Source organism: Streptomyces sp. NPDC053493 (assembly GCF_044544825.1).
Classification (GTDB): Bacteria; Actinomycetota; Actinomycetes; order Streptomycetales; family Streptomycetaceae; genus Streptomyces.
This window is the reverse complement of record NZ_JBITXS010000001.1, coordinates 706930-727317: the sequence shown is the minus strand read 5'-3', so window position 1 is coordinate 727317 and position 20388 is coordinate 706930. Positions and strand designations below refer to the sequence as shown.

The window sequence follows — 20388 nt, the reverse complement described above, 5'->3', positions numbered from 1 at the left end:
AACGAGGACATGGGCCGTACGGGCAAGACCCAGGCGAGGAAGGGCGGACGCATACGCCGCCTCTTCACCTGGAAGAAACTCCTGGGCACGTTCTTCGTGGGCTGCCTGCTCGTCATGGGCGCCTTCTACGTGCTCTACCTGATGGTCCCGGTGCCCTCGGCCAACGCGGACGCCACGCTGCAGAGCAACGTCTACAAGTACTCCAACGGCAAGGTCATGGCCCGCACGGGCAAGATCAACCGGGAGATCGTGGGCCTGGAGAAGGTCCCGGTCGACGTCCAGCGCACCTTCGTCGCCGCCGAGAACAAGACCTTCTACAAGGACAACGGCGTCGACATCAAGGGCACCGTCCGCGCCGCCTGGAACACCGTCACCGGCAAGGGCAAGCAGGGCGGCTCGACGATCACCCAGCAGTACGTCAAGAACTACTACCTGAGCCAGGACCAGACGGCCACGCGCAAGCTCAAGGAAATGGTCATCGCGCTCAAGGTCGACCAGCGCATGGACAAGAGCGAGATCCTCGCCGGCTACATCAACACCAGCTACTACGGCCGCAACGCCTACGGCATCCAGGCCGCCGCCCAGGCCTACTACGGCGTCGACGCCACCAAGCTCACCGTCGGCCAGGGCGCCTACCTCGCCTCCGTGCTCCAGGCGCCCAGCCAGTACGACTGGACCTTCGCCGGCCCCGAGGGCCGCAAGCTCGTCGAGCAGCGCTGGAACTACGTCCTCGACAACATGGTCGAGGAGGGCTGGCTGGACGCCGGCAAGCGGGCCGGCCTGAAGTTCCCCGCGCCGCAGAAGCCCAAGGCGCCCAAGGGCATGAGCGGCCAGAGCGGCTACATCGTGGAGGCCGCCAACCAGGAGCTGATGCGCCAGGGCGTCAGCGAGGAGGACCTCAAGGCCGGCGGCTGGACGATCACCCTCAACATCGACGAGAAGAAGCAGAAGAGCCTGGTCAAGGCCGTCGACGAGGAGCTGGAGGCCAAGCTCGACCGCAAGGGCGACAAGAAGGACGCCACCGTCCAGGCCGGCGCCACCTCCGTCGACCCGAAGACCGGCGCGGTCGTCGCCCTCTACGGCGGCGTCGGGGCCACCGAGCACTGGACGAACAACGCCACCCGGCGCGACTACCAGCCCGCGTCCACGTACAAGCCGATCGTGCTCGCCTCGGCGCTCGACAACGGCGCCGAGACCCAGGACGGCCGCAAGATCGGCCTCGGCACGATCTACGACGGCACCAGCAAGCGCCCGGTCGTCGGCAGCAACGTCAGGTTCGCCCCGGAGAACGAGGACGACCAGAACTACGGCCCGGTCACCGTCCAGAAGGCCACCAACAGCTCCATCAACTCCGTCTACGCCCAGATGATCGTGGACGTCGGCCCGACCAAGGCCAAGCAGACCGGCATCGCGCTCGGCCTGAAGGACGGCGCGGACTTCGGCGCCACGCCCTCGATGTCGCTCGGCGTCATGGGCGCCTCGACCATGGACATGGCCGGCGCCTACGCCACCCTCGACAACCACGGCGTCAAGGTCACCCCGACCCTGGTGAAGTCCGCCGAGCACAAGGACCGCAAGGCCGATCCCGTGCAGTCCATCGGCGAGCGGGTCATCAGCCGCGAGGCCGCCGACACCACCACCAAGGCCATGCAGGGCGTCGTCCAGAGCGGCTCCGGCTTCCGCGCCGCCGGTGACTACCAGGCGGCCGGCAAGACCGGCACCTCCGAGAACAACCGCTCGGCCTGGTTCGTCGGCTACACGCCCGAACTGGTCACCGCCGTCGGCCTGTTCGGCGAGGACGCCAAGGGCAACCAGGTCACCCTGACCGACACCATCAACCCGGGCCGCGCCAACGGCGGCCGCACGCCGGCCGAGATCTGGGGCGCCTACACCACCAAGGCGCTCGGCGGCGGCTCCGACGCCACCTTCGACCTGGAGACGGACGGCACCTCCGGCGGCGACGTCGCCCCGACGCCGACCGCGTCCAGCGGCTCGCCGACGCCGTCCACGACGCCCAGCGACGAGAGCACCACGCCGACGCAGCCGCCGACGCCGACCGGCACCACGCCGCCGCAGCCGCCGACGTCCACGGCCACCACTCCGCCGGAGCCCACGCCGACGCGGACCAGGACGACCGATCCGACGATCGCGCCGACCCCGGACGGCGGCGACGCCGTCTTCGACGGCAGACCGGGCCAGTGACAGACGGCGAAGGCCGGACCCTCCGCAAAGGGTCCGGCCTTCGCCGTTCGTCGATCGTGGCCCCACGGCGTCACGGCGGTCGTATGCGGTCGGTCGTACGGCGGTCGTACGGCGCTCAGCGCGCGGCCGTGGCCAGCTCGAACCACACCACCTTGCCGCCCGAAAGCCGGGTCGCGCCCCACCGCCGGGCCAGCCGGTTCACCAGGAACAGCCCGCGGCCGCCCTCGTCGGTGTCCCGCGCCCGCCGCTGACGCGGCAGCTGCGGCGAGTCGTCGCCGACCTCGCAGCGCAGCACGTCGGTGCGCAGCAGCCGCAGCGTCACCGGGCGCTCCGCGTACCGCACGGCGTTGGTGACGACCTCGCTGACCAACAGCTCCACCGAGTCCGTCAGGTCCTCCAGGTCCCAGCGTGCCAGTGCCCGCCGGGCCAGCCTGCGGGCCCGGCCCGGCGCCGCGTCCTCCGGCTCCAGGAACCAGTACGCCACGTCGCTCGGCGCGATCCCGTCGAAGCGGGCCGCGAGCAGCGCGATGTCGTCGTCCCGGTCGCCCGGACCCAGCATGTCGAGCACGTCGTCGCACAGCGCCTCCAGCGGAGGCGAATGGTCCGGGCCGGTCAACTGGGCCGTCGCCGCCAGGCGTTCGCGCAGCTGCTCGATCCCGGTCCACACGTCACGCAGCCGGGACTCCACCAGACCGTCGGTGTAGAGCAGCAGCGTGGCCCCGGCCGGCGCGTCCAGCTCCACCGCCTCGAAGTCGACCCCGCCCACGCCGATCGGCGCGCCCGGCGGCACCCGCAGCACCTCCGCCCGGCCGCCGAGGTGCAGCAGTATCGGCGGCGGGTGGCCCGCGTTGGCGATGGTGATCCGGTGCGAGACCGGGTCGTACACCGCGTACATGCAGGTCGCCATGCGGTTCTCGCCGAGCCGCTGGGCCTGCTCGTCGAGGTGGTGCAGCACCTCCTGCGGCGGCAGGTCCAGGCCGGCCAGGGTCTGCGCGGTGGTGCGCAGCTGGCCCATGATCGCCGCCGAGGTCATGGAGTGGCCCATGACGTCGCCGACGACCAGCGCGACCCGGCTGCCGGGCAGCGGGATCGCGTCGTACCAGTCGCCGCCGACCCGGGCCGTCTCGGCCGCGGGCAGATAGCGCGAGGCGAGCCGCACGCCGGTCGGCTGCGGCAGCGAGTCCGGCAGCATGGTGCGCTGCAGCTCGTCCGCGATGTACGCCTCACGGCCGTACAGCACCGCCTTGTCGATGCCCAGGGCCGTGTGCGTGGCCAGCTGGGCGGCGACGAGCAGGTCGTTCGGCTCGAAGCCGGCCCGCTCGGGCCGGCGCAGGAACACGGCCGCGCCGATCACCCGGCGCCGCCCCCGCAGCGGCGCGAGTATGGCCCGCTGCCCGCCGGGCACCGGATGGTCCGGGCCGAGTAGTTCGGGCAGTGCGGCCCGCGCGGCCGGCGAGTCGCCGGGCACCGGCCGTACCCCGCGCAGCACTTCGGCGAGCGCGCCGCCCGAGCGGACCTCGCACAGTTCCGCCGCGGGCGTCGGGTCGGGATCGGGGACGAGCACCAGCTCCTCGCCCTCCACGTCCGCTAACCGCAGCCGGTCGGTGCGGCGCAGCCGCAGCATGAACGGCTCCGCCGGGCGCTCGTCGCCCACCGGCAGCGGGTCGCGCAGATAGACCAGGATCGCGTCGGAGAAGGTCGGCACGGTCGCCCGGCACAGGCCGAGCACGATCTCGTCGAGGTCGAGGCCGCGCGCGATCCGCCGGGTCGCGGCGCCCACGAAGCGCAGCCGCTCGCCCTCGCGGCGCGCGGCGCCGCCGTCGGGGCCGGGCAGGCCCCCGCCGTTCCCGCCGCCGGGCGCGGGAGCGGGCACGGCGACGGCGGCCGCCGCCGTCGCCGCCGCCGTGTCCTGGCGGGGGCGAGTGCGTTCCTGCGGCCGGTCGGCCATCGCCTTGCGGCCTTCGTGGGAGGTGGGATGCTCCGTCACGCCTGGGATTCCGTCCATCCGGGCCGGTGGTGCGTTGCACGCGCTCTTCTCGCCGATGCCGCTCCTTCGGCGGGGCTAAACCACCGGCACGAGCTCGATGTGGAAGAGGGGGCGGAAGCACCCGCGCACAGGTCCGGCACTGCTCTCCCCCTCATGAAGCAATCATGGCTGACTGGCTGATGACTGACGGTCAGATGGTGCGCCGTGCCGGGTGCGTGACGTGCGGTCCGATCGGTCGGTTGCGTGGTCGGTGCTTGCGGAGGACGATCCTACGTTTGCACCCCCGGGGCGCATCAAGAGTCTCATGGTGCCGTGTGCGCCGGAGTGCGATCCCAGTCCGCGGGCAGTTCGGGAACCGGCCAGGCCGGGTCCGGCCGCCAGTCCTCCCAGCCGTCCGAGAACGGCGCGCCCCAGGCCCCGATCAGCTCGACCGCGGCCGCTCCGGCCCGCCGTACCCGGCCGGCCTGCTCGGGGCCCATCAGCCCGGCCCGCTGCGCCTGGGCGAACTCGTCCTCGTCGCGCCACAGCCAGCTGCGGTCCGGGTAGACGGAGATGTCGAGGAAGTGGTCCTCGGAGTCGATGCCGCCGGCCCAGCGGGTGCGCGGCTCCTCCAGGTTCACGTACCAGCTGCGGAAGCGCCAGCCGCGCTCCCAGAACAGCCACACCGACCACGGGTCGCCGGGCGCGGCCAGCTTGAGCACGCCGGTGCCGTGCCAGTGGGCGCGGGTGGTGGTGCGGGGCGCCGTGTAGCGGGTGGCGAGCGGCTCCTCGTGGACGGGCGTGCCGTCGGCCAGGACCGGTTTGACGCATTCGGTGCCGGGTGCCATCCAGACCGCGAGCAGCTCAGGGGTGTCCTGGACCACGGTCACCGGACGGCAGATGTGCACGTCGCCGGTGCCGTTGTCGCGGTAGCGCCAGAGGATGTGATCCCCCGGCGCCCAGTGCTGGGGGCGGCCCGATCCTGTCATGCGCAGATCTTAGGGGCGGGCCCCCGGCACCGCTGCGGCGAAGGTCACGGTTGAGTCAGCGAAGGGCCGGCGGCGGGCCGGACGGTGTCCGGGGCGGCCGGGCCGCGGGCCCGTGCCGGGTCAGGGCCGGGTCATGCGCAGGACGTCCAGGGCCTCGTCGAGCTGCTCGAGGGTGAGGTCGCCGCGCTCCACGTAGCCGGACTCCAGGACGACGTCCCTGATCGTCTTCCGCTCGGCCAGCGACCTCTTGGCGACCTTGGCGGCCTCCTCGTAACCGATGTACTTGTTCAGCGGGGTGACGACGGAGGGCGAGGACTCGGCGTACTCGCGGGCCCGTTCGACGTTGGCGGTGATGCCGTCGACGGTGCGGTCGGCGAGGAGCCGGGAGGCGGCGGCGAGCAGCCGTACGGACTCCAGGACGTTCTTGGCGATCACCGGGAGCATCACGTTGAGCTCGAAGTTCCCGGCCGCGCCCGCCACCGCGACCGTGGTGTCGTTTCCGGTCACCTGCGCGGCGACCATGAGGACCGCCTCGGGGATGACCGGATTGACCTTGCCCGGCATGATCGACGAACCGGGCTGGAGGTCGGGCAGATTGATCTCGGCCAGGCCGGTGCGCGGGCCGCTCGCCATCCAGCGCAGATCGTTGGCGATCTTCGTGAGGGACACCGCGACGGTCCGCAGCTGCCCGGACGTCTCCACCAGGCCGTCGCGCGCGCCCTGGGCTTCGAAGTGGTCGCGGGCCTCGGTGAGCGGCAGACCGGTGGCGCGGGCGACCTCGGCGATGACGGCGGCCGAGAAGCCGGGCGGCGTGTTGATGCCGGTGCCCACCGCGGTGCCGCCGAGGGGGAGTTCGGCGAGCCGCGGCAGGGCGGCGCGCAGCCGCTCGATCCCGTACCTGACCTGCGCCGCGTAACCGCCGAACTCCTGGCCGAGGGTGACCGGAGTGGCGTCCATCAGGTGGGTCCGGCCGGACTTCACGACGTCCGAGAATTCGGCTGATTTCCGCTCCAGGGCGGCGGCGAGGTGGTCGAGCGCCGGGACGAGGTCGTGGGTGACGGCGGCGGTGGCCGCGATGTGGATGGAGGACGGGAAGACGTCGTTGGACGACTGCGAGGCGTTGACGTGGTCGTTGGGATGCACCTCCCGGCCCTCGGGCAGGCGCTCGGTCGCCAGGGTGGCGATCACCTCGTTGGTGTTCATGTTGGAGGAGGTGCCGGAGCCGGTCTGGAAGACGTCCACCGGGAAGTGCGCGTCCCAGCGGCCCTCCGCGACCTCCTCGGCCGCCGCCGCGATCGCCTCCGCCCGGTCCTCGTCGAGCACGCCGAGCTTCGCGTTGACCTTGGCGGCGGCGGCCTTGATCCGGGCGAGGGCCTCGATGTGGGCCCGTTCCAGCCGCTGTCCGGAGATCGGGAAGTTCTCCACCGCGCGCTGGGTCTGGGCGCGCCACTTGGCGTGCGCCGGGACCCGCACCTCACCCATGGAGTCGTGCTCGATCCGGTAGCCGCCGGAGCCGGTGCTGTCGTCGTTCATGTTCTTCAACCTCCCGCAAAAGTTGAGCAGTTGTCTTGTTCGACGTATTCCCAAGTCGTTTACCGGCCAGTAAAAACCGTGGGTAACCCCACTTCCAGGAGGCGCAATGACGCGCACCAGGTACAGACTCAGCTGGCCGATCGCGGCCGTCGCCGCCGCCGCGGCGGCCCTCGGCAGCATGACGGCCGCCACGCCCGCCGGTGCGGCCGACACGAGCACCACCGCCCGATCCGCGGCCGGAATCACCTCCGTACCGCTCTCGCCCGAGCTGGAGGCGATCCGGGCCGCCGAGGCCACCAGGATCTACGGCAGCCCCGAGGAGCGCCCGCTCGCCCAGCGGAAGACCGGGCTGATCTCGCTGGGCGACAGCGAGATCTCCGGCGAGGGCGTCGGGACCTACGAGTCGCCCACCAACGGCCCCACCAACTGGTGCCACCGCTCGCCCGACGCCGCCATCCACCGCACCGGCATCCCCGCGGACCTCACGTTCAACGTGTCCTGCTCCGGCGCCTACACCGGCAACATCCGCATCGGCGGCTCGAAGCAGTACGCCGACGAGCTCGTCCAGAGCGACAACCTGGCCGTCAAGGCCCGCAACACCCGCATCAAGATGGTCGTGCTCGTCGCCGGCGCCAACGACGACCTCCAGTTCGGCCCCGTGATGACCGACTGCGTCCAGCGCTACCTGCTCCTCCAGGGCGCCTGCGAACCGAAGTACGCGCCCGGCTGGCAGGCCCGCGTCGACGCCCTCGTCCCCAAGGTCGAGCAGACCGTCCGCGACCTCAGGACCGTGATGCGCGACGCCGGATACGCCGACGGCGACTACAAGCTGGTCCTCATGGGCTACCCGAGCCCCATCGGACCCGACTTCTACGACAACCCGAACTTCCCCGGCAAGCTTTCCTGCGGCGGCCTCGGCTACGACTCCGACACCAAGTGGGGCCGCAACACCGCCGTCCCCGCCTTCGAGCGCGGCATGCGCAAGGCGGCCGCCGACACCGGCGCCGTCTTCCTGGACAACTCGCGGCTCTTCCACGGCCACGAGGTCTGCATGGAGGACACCTGGGCCCGCGGCCTCTACATCGACCTCTCCAAGCCCGGCACGCCCGACGAGAACTCCGTACGCCAGTCCTTCCACCCCAACAAGAGCGGCCACGCCGCCTTCGCGTCCTGCCTCACCCAGATCTACGCCACGGGCCTGCGCGAGGCCGGCTGCGCCGACGTCAACTCCACCGGAACGCCCACCCTCTTCCCGCTCGCCTGGGACGACGCGTACAAGCCGCTGAGGAACGCGGCCACCGGCAACTGCCTCGACGTCAACGCCTCCGAGTCCGCCAACGGCACCGCCGTCCTCGGCTGGGACTGCCACGGCGGCCGCAACCAGGGCTGGTGGTACGACTCCGCCCGCCGCACCGTCCACACCCAGCTCACCCAGGACCGCTGCCTGGACGTGCCCGGCGCGGCCTACCAGGCCGGCACGGCGCTCATCCTCTGGAACTGCCACGGCGCCGCCAACCAGGGCTTCGTGCGCGACGGCGACACCCTCCGCCCGGCCGCCGCGACTGGGCTGTGCCTGACCCAGGGCGCGGCGCGGGAGCCGGTCCGGCTGCAGAACTGCAACGGCTCGGCGAACCAGCGGTTCGTCGCGTAACGACGCCCCACGCGGGCGGCCCCCGTCTCCTCGCGGGGCGGGGGCCACGGCCGTGCTCAGAGCGGCTTGAGGCTGGTCCGGGCCAGCTCGTACGCCGGACGCATCTCCTTGTGCTCCTCGCTGTCGAGGCCGCCGAGGTGCACGATGACCGTGCCCTTCGCGCTCTCGACGGCGAAGGCCCGCTCCTCCTTGGTCTCGTCCAGGAGCTCGCTGTGCACCGAGTACACGACCTCGACGGCCGGCAGGGCGCCCGCCTTCGTCTCCTTGTAGACGGCTCCCGTGGAGCCCTTCTCCGCCTTCACGAAGCCCTCGAGCGTCGCCCGCGCGGCGCCCTTCGGAGCGGTCCACACCCTCAGGAAGCCGATGTTGCCCGCGGGCTTGGCGTCCACCTCGCAGCGGACGGTCGCCGGGCCCTGGCGGGTCAGCTCCGCGAACTCCGGGTTCTCCGGGTCCCTGACCGCCTTCGGCCGCCAGTCCTTGGCCAGCGAGAAGGAGACGGGCAGCGCGCAGGCCGTGCCGGCCCCGCCGAGGCTGCCGGCCGCCGGCGCGGCGCCGACGGCCGTGTCCGGGCTCTTCGACGGTTCGCCGGTGGCCGACGCGGTGGCCGGCGCGGTGGCCGGCGGGGCGGCCGGATCCCCGGTCGCGGCCGTGCCGCAGCCGGTCAGCAGGAGCCCCGCCGCCAGCAGGGCGACGGGAACCGCCGTACGTATGGGTGCTCTCTCAGGCATGCGCTCATCATCCACGAACGGGTGCGGGCCTCCGTCGACGGCCTGACAATGGCGGAAGGCCTCGGGGAGATCCGCCACCCACGGGAGGCAGCACATGTCGCGCAGCTTCAGGAGGATCGGCGTTTTCGGCGCCTGCGCGGTCACCGCGGTGACGCTCGCCACCGCCGTGCCGGCCGCCGCCCACGACGACGGCGACGGCTTCGACTTCACGCTCTACGCCAAGGAGGTCGGCGACGGCAACGCTCCCGGCGGCACCGGGAGCAGCGGCCCGCCGCCCAAGGTCGGGGACACCTTCACGTTCGCGGACGACCTGTTCAAGACCAAGGGCGGGGACAAGGTCGGCCGGGACGGCGGGACGTGCGCGGTCGTGCGCACCTCCGACAGCCAGGTCGACGCGACCTGCTCGGGCACCTTCGTCCTGAACGGCGGCCCGGGCGGCCAGCTCACCGCCCAGACCCTCACCACGTTCAGCACCGGCGCGCAGACACCGGCCGCCTTCGACATCGCCGTCACCGGCGGCACCGGCGACTTCAAGAACGCGCACGGCTACATCCGGGTGACACCCGACGGCGACTACGAGCGGATGGAGTTCCACATCACCAACCGCTGAGCATCACCGAGCGCCGAGCATCACGGACCGCTGAGCACCGCCGACCGCTGAGCCGACCCGGCGTCACGACAGCTTGCCGCCGTAGTCGGGCAGCTTGAAGGTGCGCTCGGCGTGGCCGCCGACCAGGTCGGTGGTGTTGTTGCCGATGTTCGCGACGATCGTGTAGCCCTTGGCCTCGATCTCCGCGCGCTTCTCCGTCTTGTACGCGCTGACCTCGGCGAACAGGTCGGGCAGGGAGCGCACGTAGAGGCCGTCGACCGGATAGCCGGCCTTCCTCAGGTTCCAGTCGGTCAGGGAGTGGATGATGCCCGGCCGGGCGGTGACGAAGAAGACGGCCACACCGCGGTCGTGGGCGTCGCGCACCAGGTCGCGGACATCGGCGATGGCGGGCGTCGGCAGCTCCCAGAACGGGTGGAAGTCCGTCTCCAGCGAGCTGTTGTCGATGTCCAGGACGATGGCCTGCTTCTCGCGGCCGGCGTCCTGGGCGCGCGCCTCGATGTACGGGCGGGCCTCGGCGACCACCGCGGCCACGTCCTTGCGCCAGGTGCCGTAGTCGACGTCCTTGAGGGCGGCGGCCGAGGTGACGTGGCTGTCGGGGTCCGCGGCGGAGGCGGCGGGCGCGACGCCGACGACGAGGACGGCGGTCAGGCCAAGGGCGGCGGCGGTCCTGGCCGCCTTGGCCTGGGTGGCGGCGGAAGGCGCGGCGGAGGGCATGGGGGGCTCCCGAGGTGGTCGACCGGCTCAGTGGTTGACATGCTCGCGTCTCATACTGGCCAGTAGGGGGCCGCAGGGCTACCAGTCGGTAGCGAAAATCTGACCGGAGATCGACCGAGGGGCCGCCCGACCGCCGCCCGAGGGCGGCGGTCGGGCCGAACGGACCGGTCCGTCGCCGTACGTCAGCCGACGAGGCCCTCCTCGAAGCGGAGGTAGCGCTCGACGGAACGGGCCAGGACCTCGTTGCCGCCCGACGTCACGACCCGGTCCCACCACGCGCCGTAGATCCGCTCGAAGCGGTAGCCGGCGAGCAGGTCGGCGGCGGCGCGGACGGCGTCCGGACGCTCCGGGATGTGGTTGGCGTAGCTGTACATCAGCGTCACCCAGCGGCTGTCCGGGCAGACGTTGACCACGTCACCGGTGAACAGTGCGCCCTCGCCCGCGCTCCAGTGCAGCACCGCGCTGCCCGGGAAGTGCACGCCCGGATTGATCAGCGTCAGCTCGTCGGACAGCTGAAGCGTCCGCCCGCTCCAGAACCGCACCGCCGGATCGGGCCGGCCCACCCACCGCCGGTCCGCCTCGTGCAGATGGACCGGCGCGTCGAAGGCGTGCGCCCACTCCACCATCGTCGAGTAGAAGTGCGGATGGCTGATCGCGATGTGGTCGATGCCGCCGAGCTCCTCGACGGCCCGCACCATCGCGTCGTCGAGGTACGGCACGCAGTCCCACAGCACGTTCCCGGCCGAGGTGCGCAGCAGCAGCGCGCGCTGGCCGATCGCGAACGACGGCGTGTAGCCGACGCCGAGCACGTCCGGGCCCTGCTCCTCGAAGCGCCCGGTGTGACCCTCGGCGCGCAGCTCCGCGAGGCTCGTCCACTGCTGCCCGTCGGCGCCCACGTACTGCCGCTCGTCGAGGCAGACGGGACAGTCCGGGCGCGCGGCGGCGTACTGCGTGCCGCAGGTGCGGCAGATCGGAAGCGTCAGGAGCGCGGTGTCAGCCACGGACGCCTCCGGACAGCTCGGCGAGGACGTACGGGCGGCTCGGCCGCCAGCCGAGCTCGTCCACGGCGCGCCGGCCCGACACCACCTGGTCGAGCGCGAGCGCCTCGGCGAACGGCGCGCCGAGCACCTCGGCGGCCCGCGCCTCCGGCCACGGCTCGGCCCGGCCCGCTCCGCCCGCGGCGACGTCCGCGGCGGCGGCGACGGCCGCCACCGGGACCGACTCGTGCGCCACACCGTGCAGGACCGTGCCCTCCTCGGCCTTGGTCAGCGCGAGGGCGTACAGCTCGGCGAGGTCGTCCACGTGCACCATCGGCCAGCGGGTGGCGACCGGGCCGACGTAGCGGCCGGTGCCGTGCTCCCGGGCCCAGCCGGTCATCAGGGCCGGGATGCCGCCGCCCCGGCCGTACACGATGCCCGGGCGTATCACCACCGCGCGCACGCCGTCCCCGGCCGCGGCCAGCACCCGCTGCTCGATCCGCGGCCGGTAGCCGACGATGCCGATCGGGTCGGTCGCCGACTCCTCGTCGGCCACCGCGTCGCCCGTGGCGCCCAGCACCCACACGCCGCTGGTGTAGACGAACGCCCGGCCGGTGCCGCGCAGCGGGCCGGTCAGCGCGTCGAGGGCGGCCGTGTCCACGGCCTCGTCGCCGGTCGGCGTCGCCAGGTTCACCACCGCGTCCACGTCCTGCGTCACCGCGGCGCGCAGCGAGTCCGGATCGGTCAGGTCACCCACCCGCACCGGCACGTCGGCGCCCAGCGCGGACGCGTCCTTCACCAGAGGGACCACGTCGTGGCCCTCCAGGGTCAGCCGCGACACCACTGCGGAACCGATGTAGCCGGTGGCTCCCAGCACCAGAACCTTCATGCCCCACTCCCGTCGTCGATCGTCGAACGGTAGGAACACTAGGAACCGGGCCGGGGCCCGCGGATCCGTCAGATGACCGGGGTGCCCTACCGGGCCCTGGCACGGATGCCCGCCCCGTCAGCCCGGGTTCGGGCCGATGCCCAGACCCAGGTCCGGGCCCGGGTCCGGACCGAGGCCCGGGTCCAGGCCCAGGTCCAGGGCGCCCAGCGCGCCGAGCGCGGCCCGCGACGTCACGCCCAGCTTCGGATAGGCGTTGGACAGGTGATAGCCGACCGTGCGGGGACTGAGGAACAGCCGCGCGCCGATCTCCCGGTTGCTCAGGCCCGTCGCCGCCAGCCGCACCACCCGCAGCTCCTGCGGAGTCAGCCGGCCCGCGAGATCCGGCCCGGCCGGCGACGGGGCCGGAGCGGCGCCGACCGCCCGCAGCTCCGTGCGCGCCCGGTTCGCCCACGCCCGCGCCTGCGTCCGCTCGAAGGCGCCGAGCGCCGCCGTCAGCGCCTCCCGGGCCGCCGCCCGCCGCTTCGCCCGCCGCAGCCACTCCCCGTACAGCAGCCGCGTCCGCGCCTCCTCGAACGGCCGGCCGTCGCCCTCGTGCGCGTCGAGCGCCCGCTCGTACCACCGCTCCGCCTGCTCGTCCGGCGCACGCAGGGCCCGGCAGCGCAGCTCCACGGCCCGCGCCCACGGCGTCCCGGCGGATATCGCCCACCGGGTGAAACGCTCCTGCGCCGGACCTGCCTCGGCGGCCCGGCCGGCCCGCACGGCCGCCTCCACCTGGTCGGGCAGGCTGTGCACGGCGAGCATCAGATGCCGGTACGGACCGTCGGTGAGCGCGGCGAACCGCCGCAGCGCGTCGTCGTAGCGGCCGAGCCCGAGGTCGAGCATGCCCCGCGCCCTCGACTGCGAGACCGCGTGCGGGACGACACCGGCGCCGAGTTCGCCGCCCGGCTCCGCCACGCCGGCCTCGTCACCGTCCAGCGCGGCGAGCAGGGACAGCACGGAGCTCAGCAGCGAGGCGAGATGACGCTGCCCGGTGTCCAGCGCGATCTCCAGACCCTCCACCGCCGTCGTGTACGCGTCCCGGTGCCGGCCCAGGAACAGCCGGCAGCGCGCGAGCCGCAGCAGCACCCGCGGCAGCACACCCACCGCGCCCTCCGCACGGCACTCCTGCTCCAGGGCCACCGCCTCGTCCAGCACGCCCCGGTACTCGCCGAGCAGCATGTCCCAGCCGTGCAGCCGCACCTGGTCCGCCAGACTGCGCTCGTGCCGGGTGCGCACCACGTAACCGGCGAACTCCCGGATCGCCGCCGCGCCCACCACCGGATCACCCGCCAGCGCGTCCAGCACACCGCCCGCGCCCCGCCGCACCGGGCAGTCGCCGAAATCCAGACCGGCCACCCGCGCCCGGGTGTCCCGGGCCGCCGCCACCGGATCCGGCGCGTCCCACGCCATCGCCGCCGACTCGAACAGCAGCCACGCACCCGTCGCCGGCCGGTGCGGCGTCACCTCGCGGGTCGCCTCGACCAGCAGCAGCCGCGCCGACTCCGCCCGGCCCCGGCTGTGCTCGAGCGCCGCCCGCACGCTCGCCAGCCGCGCCAGGGCCGGCGGACTGCTCACCGCGCCCGCCTCGTCGGCGAGCGACGCCGCCAGCTCCACCTGCCCGGCCTCCGCCGCCGCGGCCGCCGCGGCGGCCAGCCGCAGCGAACGCGACTCCGGATCCTCGGTCAGCCGCGCCGCCCGGCGATAGGCCGCCGCCACCGCCGCCCGGCCGCCCCGCGAACGGAACAGCTCCGCGCTGCGCTCCAGTTCGGCGGCGACCTCCTCGTCGTAACCGACGGTGGCCGCCGCCAGGTGCCAGGCCCGGCGGCCCATGTCGCCGCCCGCGGGCGCCGCGTCCGCCAGCGCCCGGTGCGCGGCCGTCCGCTCGGCCAGCACCGCGCCCTGATACGCCGCGGCCCGCACCAGCGGATGACGGAAGACCAGCCGGCGCCCGGCCACCCGCACCAGGTCCGCCGCCTCCGCGGGCCCGAGGTCCCCGGCGCCCGCCCCGAGCCGGGCCGCCGCCGCGAGCACCAGGGCCACGTCACCGGTGTCGTCGGCCGCCGCGACCGTCAGCAGCAGCCGGGTCGGCGCGGGCAGCGCCCGGATCCGCTCGTCGAAGATCCGCCGCACCCGCCAGGACGCCGGCAGCACGGCGATCTCCCGCGCGTCCAGCGGCTCGCTGCCGTCCCGCTGAGCCGCCGTCAGCGCGCCGACCAGCTCCACCAGGGCCAGCGGATTGCCCTGCGCGAGGCCGAGGATCCGGCTGCTCACCGCCGCGTCCAGACCGGGTGCGTGGCCGGCGAGCAGCGCCGCGCCCTCCTCGTCGCTCAGCGGCCCCAGGTGCAGCAGCGGCAGGCCCGGCGCGCCGTCGAAGGCCGGCGAACCCTCGCGCGCGGCGAACACCATGGCCACCCGGCCCACACCGAGCCGGCGGGCCGCGAAGAGCAGCGCGTCGACGGTCTCCAGGTCGAGCCAGTGCGCGTCGTCGACCAGGACCACCACCGGGCGCTCCTCGGCCAGTTCGCCGAGCAGGCTCAGCGTCGCCGCCCCGACCAGGAAGCGGTCACCGGCCGGCGCGTCCTCCGAGGCGATCGCGCCGCGCAGCGCCCGCAGCTGGCGCTCCGGCAGGTTCCGGGCGCGGTCGAGCGTGCCGCGCAGCAGCACCTGGAGTCCGGCGTACGGAAGCGCCGCCTCCGACTCCACGCCGGAGCAGCTCAGCAGCAGCCCGGCCTCGCCCGCCAGCGCGCCGACCCGTTCCAGCAGGGCCGTCTTTCCCGACCCCGCCTCGCCGCGGACCACCACGGCCCCGCCCCGGCACTCCGCCGCTCCGGCCAACAGCCGTTCCAGCGCGGCCAGTTCCCGGGCCCGCCCGCTCAGTCCCCCGTCGTCGGCCATCGGTATGCCCCCCTCGTGCCCCGCCGCCTCGTGCCGATCATGGTGTCACCCCGCCGGAACGGGACGGGACCCCGCCGGAACGAGGCCGGCCCCCGGCGGAACGGGACAGGCCCCCGGCACGGAGCCGAGGGCCTGTCGGGTGCGGCGCGGACCCAGCCTGCGCGGACTCGGTCTGCGCGGACTAGCCGAGACCGGGGCCGCGGACCGGGATGTGGGTGAACGTCGGCTCCGGGGCCGGGTTCTGGAAGAAGTCGTTGCCCTTGTCGTCCACGACGATGAACGCCGGGAAGTCCTCGACCTCGATCTTCCAGACCGCCTCCATGCCGAGCTCCTCGTACTCGACGACCTCGACCTTCTTGATGCAGTCCTGGGCCAGGCGCGCCGCCGGGCCGCCGATCGAGCCCAGGTAGAAGCCGCCGTGCGTGCCGCAGGCGTCCGTGACCTGCTTGCTGCGGTTGCCCTTGGCCAGCATGACCTTGGAGCCGCCCGCCGCCTGGAACTGCTCGACGTAGGAGTCCATGCGGCCGGCCGTGGTCGGGCCGAAGGAGCCGGAGGCGTAGCCCTCGGGCGTCTTGGCGGGGCCCGCGTAGTAGACCGGGTGGTCCTTCAGGTACTGCGGCATCTCCTCGCCCGCGTCCAGGCGCTCCTTGATCTTGGCGTGCGCGATGTCGCGCGCCACGACCAGCGGGCCGGTCAGCGACAGGCGCGTCTTGACCGGGTACTTGGTGAGCTCGGCGAGGATCTCGTCCATGGGCTGGTTGAGGTCGATCTTCACGACGTCGCCCTCGGTCTCGAGGTGCTCGTCCGTGGTCTCCGGCAGGAAGCGCGCCGGGTCGGTCTCCAGCTGCTCCAGGAAGACGCCCTCGGCGGTGATCTTCGCGACGGCCTGGCGGTCGGCCGAGCAGGACACGGCGATCGCGACGGGCAGCGAGGCGCCGTGGCGGGGCAGGCGGACCACACGGACGTCGTGGCAGAAGTACTTGCCGCCGAACTGCGCGCCGATGCCGATCTTCTGCGTCAGCTCGAAGACCTTCTCCTCCAGCTCCTTGTCGCGGAAGCCGTGTCCGGTCTCGGCCGAGCCCTCGGTGGGCAGCTCGTCCAGGTAGTGCGCGGAGGCGTACTTGGCGGTCTTCAGCGCGAACTCGGCCGAGGTGCCGCCGACGACGATCGCGAGGTGGTACGGCGGGCAGGCGGCCGTGCCGAGCGAACGGATCTTCTCCTCCAGGAACTTCATCATGGAGGCCTCGTTCAGGACCGCCTTGGTCTCCTGGTAGAGGAACGACTTGTTGGCGGAGCCGCCGCCCTTGGCCATGAAGAGGAACTTGTAGGCGCCGCCGTCGGTCGCGTACAGCTCGATCTGCGCGGGCAGGTTCGAGCCGGTGTTCTTCTCCTCCCACATCGTCACCGGGGCCATCTGGGAGTAGCGCAGGTTGAGCTTGGTGTACGCGTCGTAGATGCCCTTGCTGAGGGCCTCCTCGTCGCGGCCCGAGGTGAGGACGTTCTGGCCGCGCTTGCCCATCACGATCGCGGTGCCGGTGTCCTGGCACATGGGCAGGACACCCGCGGCGGCGATGTTCGCGTTCTTCAGCAGGTCGAGCGCGACGAACTTGTCGTTGCTCGACGCCTCCGGGTCGTCGATGATCTTCCGCAGCTGGGCCAGGTGCGCCGGGCGCAGATAGTGCTGGATGTCGTGGATCGCCTCGGCGGCCAGCTTGCGCAGCGCCTCCGGCTCGACCTTGAGGAACGTGCGGCCGTCGGCCTCGAAGGTGGAGACACCTTCGGAGGTCACCAGGCGGTAGGGCGTGGTGTCCTCTCCCAGCGGGAGCAGATCGGAGTACGCGAACGCAGGGCCGGAGGGGCGGGAAACAGGGGACATGACGGCGGCCATTCCTCACTCGGCAGACAGCAGCGCCGCCTCCGTTGGCGGCGCGCCCTCCAGCGTATGACGCGCCCACGGGCCCGATCCTGTGAGGTAAGGCTCACTCGGCGCCGGAACCCCGCCGGATTGGCGTGTTTCCGGCCCGGCGGGAAGTTGTCCACAGGCCGAGAGTTGTCCACAGGACACGCACGCGACCCCTGGTCGCGATCTATCGCGTTTCGCTAGGCTGGCGCCGTGGACCTCGAAAAGCAGCCTCAGCAGCCGCCCGCGCCCGCGCCCCGGCCCGGCTTCGCCGATCCTCAGGGCTCGCTGCGCGCCTCGGACGCCGACCGGGACCGGATCGCGGACATCCTCGGCCAGGCCCTGGCGGAGGGGCGGATCGACGCCGAGGAGCACTCGGAGCGGATCGACGCCGTCTACGGCGCCAAGACCGTCGGCGAGCTGGAGCCGATCGTGCGGGACCTGCCCGCCGCCGGCGCCCGCCCGGCCTCCGCGCCCGAGCCGCTCTACGGTCCGGACGACTCCCAGGGCCCCGCGGACAACCTGATCGCGGTCTTCTCCGTCACCACCCGCAAGGGCCGCTGGCGGGTGGGCCGCAGGACCAACGCCTTCTCGCTGTTCGGCAGCGTCGAGATCGACCTGACCGAGGCGATCTTCACCCAGCGTCTCACCACGATCAACGCGACCTCGGTCTTCGGCAACGTCGAGGTCCGCGTCCCGGAGAACGTGACGCTGCGCGGCAGCGGCACGGGCATCTTCGGCAACTTCGAGGTGGTGACCCTGGAGGGCTCCGACCCGCAGGCCCCGGTCGTCGTGGTCAACGGCTACGCCTTCTTCGGCAACGTGGACGCCAAGCCCAGGCGCGGCAAGTGGATCACCGACCTGCAGAACAGGGTTCAGGACAAGTTGCGCAAGCATCTCGGCCACTGACCCTCGCGTTCCGCTTGTCGCGGGTGACCGGAATTCGCCGTCCGGTGTCCGCGCTGCGGAACAGCGCGGCACGCAGTGCATAGGCGCGCGCACAGCGGGTAGGGCTGGGGCATCGTCGCTCGTTCGCTCGCGGAAGCCGTCGTCAGGAGTAGACCGTGCTGCACACGCCGCATCAGCCCCTCCGGGTCGCCGCCGCCGTGCCGCCCCAGCGCACCCCCGCTCGGGAGGACGAGGCCGGCCCCTGGCACACGGAAGCGGTCTGCCGCCGGGACGAGGCCGGACTCTTCTTCGCGCCCTCCAAGGAGCCCACGGCCGCCCGGCTCTCCCGTGAGGAGGCCGCCAAGCAGGTCTGCGCCCGCTGCCCGGTGATGGTCGAGTGCCGCGAGCACGCGCTGCTCCAGCCGGAGCCGTACGGCGTGTGGGGCGGCCTCACCGCCGCCGAGCGCCGCGTGGTGCTCGCCCGCCGCCGTCGCCGCGAGGTCGAGCTCCGCAAGGCCGCGGCGGCCGAGCGGATCGCCAAGGCCGGCTGACGGGTCCACGGCCCGTACGGGAAGGGGCGCTCCCACCGCACATGGGGGCGCCCCTCTTCGTACCGTCGCGGACGGGGGGGCGGGGCGGCCCGGCCTTCCGGTGGCCCGGTTCCGGCCCGCCCCGCCCGCTCCCGGGCTACTTCGCCCGGTCGAAGTCGATCTTGCTGTACGCGCGCAGCTTCGACAGCCGGTGCGTGGAGTCGATCTGGCGGATCGTGCCGGACTTCGAGCGCATGACGAGCGACTGGGTGCTCGCCGTCTCGGAGCGGTAGCGCACGCCGCGCAGCAGCTCGCCGTCGGTGATGCCGGTGGCGACGAAGAAGACGTTGTCGCCGCTGACCAGGTCGTGGGTGCTGAGCACGCGGTCCAGGTCGTGCCCGGCGTCGAGGGCCTTCTGGCGCTCGGCCTCGTCCTTGGGCCACAGCTTGCCCTGGATCACACCGCCCAGGCACTTTATGGCGCAGGCCGAGATGATGCCCTCGGGCGTGCCGCCGATGCCCATCAGCAGGTCGACGCCGGTGCCCTCGCGGGCGGCCATGATGGAGCCGGCCACGTCGCCGTCGGAGATGAACTTGATGCGGGCGCCGGTCTCGCGGATCTCCTTGACGATGCCCTCGTGGCGCGGGCGGTCCAGGATGACCACGGTGACGTCCTCGGCCGTCATGCCCTTGGCCTTGGCGACCCGGCGGATGTTGACCGAGGCGGGCGCGTTGATGTCGACGAAGTCGGCGGCCTCGGGGCCGGTGACCAGCTTGTCCATGTAGAAGACCGCGGACGGGTCGAACATGGCGCCGCGGTCGGCGGCGGCGAGCACGGCGATCGCGTTCGGCATGCCCTTGGCGTTGAGCGTGGTGCCGTCGATCGGGTCGACGGCGATGTCGACCTCGGCGCCGGTGCCGTCGCCGACCCGCTCGCCGTTGAACAGCATCGGGGCTTCGTCCTTCTCGCCCTCGCCGATGACGACGACGCCGTTCATCGAGACGGTGGAGATCAGGGTCCGCATGGCGTTCACGGCCGCGCCGTCCGCGCCGATCTTGTCGCCGCGGCCGACCCAGCGGCCCGCGGCCATCGCGGCGGCCTCGGTGACCCGGACCAGTTCGAGGGCGAGGTTGCGGTCGGGGGCCTCGGGGGAGACCTCGAGCTCGGGCGGCAGGTGGTGCTCGGTCATCGGAGCGCACCTTTCTGTACGGCGACGGCCGGGGAACGGAGGGTTGCCTGTGACTCTATCGTCAGGTCGACAAATTGAGCAGAGGGGCCCACGTATGAGCACACCACCATGATGCGACCATGGTGGGCGTGGCAGGTATGCGAGGCAGGCAGACGGTACGCGGGATGTTCCAGTCCCTTGCGGTGATCATGGTCGCCGCGGGCGTGATGTATCTCTTCATCCCGCACGACGAGAAGGCGAGCCCGGTCCAGGCCAAGGACTACCGGGTGGAGCTGCTGACGGCCCAGCGGGCGGCGCCGTACCCGGTGCTGGCCCCGGAGGGCCTCGGCGAGGAGTGGAAGGCGACGGTCGTCTCGTACCGGCGCGAGGACCACGACGCCTGGCGGCTCGGCTTCCTCGACCCGGACACCCAGTACGTGGCGGTCAACCAGTCCACCGAGGATCCGGCGAAGTACGTGCCCGAGGTCACGCTCCAGGCGAAGAACTCGGGCAAGACCCAGACGGTCGGCGGGCAGGTCTGGCAGCGCTGGGAGGGCCCGAAGTACGACGCCCTGGTGCGCTCCGAGGGCGGCGCGACGACCGTGGTGACGGGGACGGCATCCTTCGACCGCCTCGCGCAGCTGGCGGGCGCGCTGCAGCCGCAGAAGGCACAGAAGGCGTAGAAGGCGTAGCAGGCTTAGCGGGAGCC

The 20388-nt window shown here is 72.8% G+C and carries 16 protein-coding genes; 6 read left to right on the top strand and 10 right to left on the bottom strand.

Annotation, left to right across the window (positions count from 1 at the left end; genetic code table 11):
• Positions 1–9 precede the first annotated feature (9 nt).
• The gene (locus ACIGO8_RS03195) at positions 10–2202 is read left to right on the top strand and encodes a transglycosylase domain-containing protein (RefSeq protein ID WP_399723180.1); all 2193 of its coding nucleotides are present in this window, start codon (positions 10–12) and stop codon (positions 2200–2202) included.
• A gap of 115 nt (positions 2203–2317) precedes the next feature.
• Here the strand turns inward: ACIGO8_RS03195 and ACIGO8_RS03190 are convergent, their stop codons facing one another.
• From ACIGO8_RS03190 to ACIGO8_RS03180, 3 genes are all read right to left on the bottom strand, one after another.
• Positions 2318–4189 carry a SpoIIE family protein phosphatase gene (locus ACIGO8_RS03190; protein WP_399723178.1) on the bottom strand — a complete coding sequence of 624 codons (1872 nt, stop codon included), beginning with the start codon at positions 4187–4189 and terminating at the stop codon, positions 2318–2320.
• A gap of 302 nt (positions 4190–4491) precedes the next feature.
• Positions 4492–5157, bottom strand: coding sequence for a DUF402 domain-containing protein (locus ACIGO8_RS03185; RefSeq protein ID WP_399723176.1), 666 nt, complete (start codon positions 5155–5157; stop codon positions 4492–4494).
• Positions 5158–5277: 120 nt separating this feature from the next.
• A complete protein-coding gene (locus ACIGO8_RS03180) occupies positions 5278–6690 on the bottom strand; it encodes a class II fumarate hydratase (protein ID WP_399723174.1) in 1413 nt (470 codons plus the stop codon).
• A gap of 106 nt (positions 6691–6796) precedes the next feature.
• Here ACIGO8_RS03180 and ACIGO8_RS03175 point away from each other — a divergent pair, with 106 nt between their 5' ends.
• Entirely contained in the window at positions 6797–8341 is a 1545-nt protein-coding gene (locus ACIGO8_RS03175) for a ricin-type beta-trefoil lectin domain protein (protein WP_399723172.1), read from the top strand.
• 56 nt (positions 8342–8397) lie between these two features.
• Here the strand turns inward: ACIGO8_RS03175 and ACIGO8_RS03170 are convergent, their stop codons facing one another.
• Positions 8398–9069, bottom strand: a complete 672-nt coding sequence (locus ACIGO8_RS03170; RefSeq protein WP_399723171.1) for a lipoprotein — start codon at positions 9067–9069, stop codon at positions 8398–8400.
• Between the two features lie 94 nt (positions 9070–9163).
• Between ACIGO8_RS03170 and ACIGO8_RS03165 the strand changes: the two genes are divergently transcribed.
• Positions 9164–9679 (top strand): dirigent protein, encoded by a 516-nt coding sequence (locus ACIGO8_RS03165; protein WP_399723169.1) that lies wholly within the window; start codon positions 9164–9166, stop codon positions 9677–9679.
• Between the two features lie 63 nt (positions 9680–9742).
• On the opposite strand, the gene ACIGO8_RS03160 is transcribed toward ACIGO8_RS03165, so the two are convergent.
• From ACIGO8_RS03160 to ACIGO8_RS03140, 5 genes are all read right to left on the bottom strand, one after another.
• Positions 9743–10393: an HAD family acid phosphatase gene (locus ACIGO8_RS03160; RefSeq protein WP_399723168.1), complete on the bottom strand. Its 651-nt coding sequence runs from the start codon at positions 10391–10393 to the stop codon at positions 9743–9745.
• Between the two features lie 182 nt (positions 10394–10575).
• The gene (locus tag ACIGO8_RS03155; RefSeq protein WP_399723167.1) at positions 10576–11394 is read right to left on the bottom strand and encodes an MBL fold metallo-hydrolase; all 819 of its coding nucleotides are present in this window, start codon (positions 11392–11394) and stop codon (positions 10576–10578) included.
• The gene (locus ACIGO8_RS03150; RefSeq protein WP_399723165.1) at positions 11387–12259 is read right to left on the bottom strand and encodes an NAD-dependent epimerase/dehydratase family protein; all 873 of its coding nucleotides are present in this window, start codon (positions 12257–12259) and stop codon (positions 11387–11389) included. The genes ACIGO8_RS03155 and ACIGO8_RS03150 overlap by 8 nt, the downstream gene beginning before the upstream one ends.
• 117 nt (positions 12260–12376) lie before the next feature.
• Entirely contained in the window at positions 12377–15193 is a 2817-nt protein-coding gene (locus tag ACIGO8_RS03145) for an AAA family ATPase (protein WP_399723163.1), read from the bottom strand.
• A 181-nt stretch (positions 15194–15374) separates the two neighbouring features.
• Entirely contained in the window at positions 15375–17069 is a 1695-nt protein-coding gene (locus ACIGO8_RS03140; RefSeq protein ID WP_399723161.1) for a fumarate hydratase, read from the bottom strand.
• 237 nt (positions 17070–17306) lie between these two features.
• Between ACIGO8_RS03140 and ACIGO8_RS03135 the strand changes: the two genes are divergently transcribed.
• The gene (locus ACIGO8_RS03135) at positions 17307–18002 is read left to right on the top strand and encodes a DUF1707 domain-containing protein (protein WP_399723159.1); all 696 of its coding nucleotides are present in this window, start codon (positions 17307–17309) and stop codon (positions 18000–18002) included.
• 155 nt (positions 18003–18157) lie between these two features.
• Positions 18158–18532, top strand: coding sequence for a WhiB family transcriptional regulator (locus ACIGO8_RS03130; protein WP_399723158.1), 375 nt, complete (start codon positions 18158–18160; stop codon positions 18530–18532).
• 136 nt (positions 18533–18668) lie between these two features.
• Here ACIGO8_RS03130 and glpX read toward each other — a convergent pair whose 3' ends face one another.
• On the bottom strand, positions 18669–19700 hold the full coding sequence (gene glpX, locus ACIGO8_RS03125) for a class II fructose-bisphosphatase (RefSeq protein WP_399723156.1): 1032 nt from the start codon (positions 19698–19700) through the stop codon (positions 18669–18671).
• A gap of 119 nt (positions 19701–19819) precedes the next feature.
• On the opposite strand from glpX, the gene ACIGO8_RS03120 reads away from it, so the two are divergent.
• Positions 19820–20362, top strand: a complete 543-nt coding sequence (locus ACIGO8_RS03120) for a DUF4245 domain-containing protein (RefSeq protein WP_399723154.1) — start codon at positions 19820–19822, stop codon at positions 20360–20362.
• Positions 20363–20388: the final 26 nt, after the last annotated feature.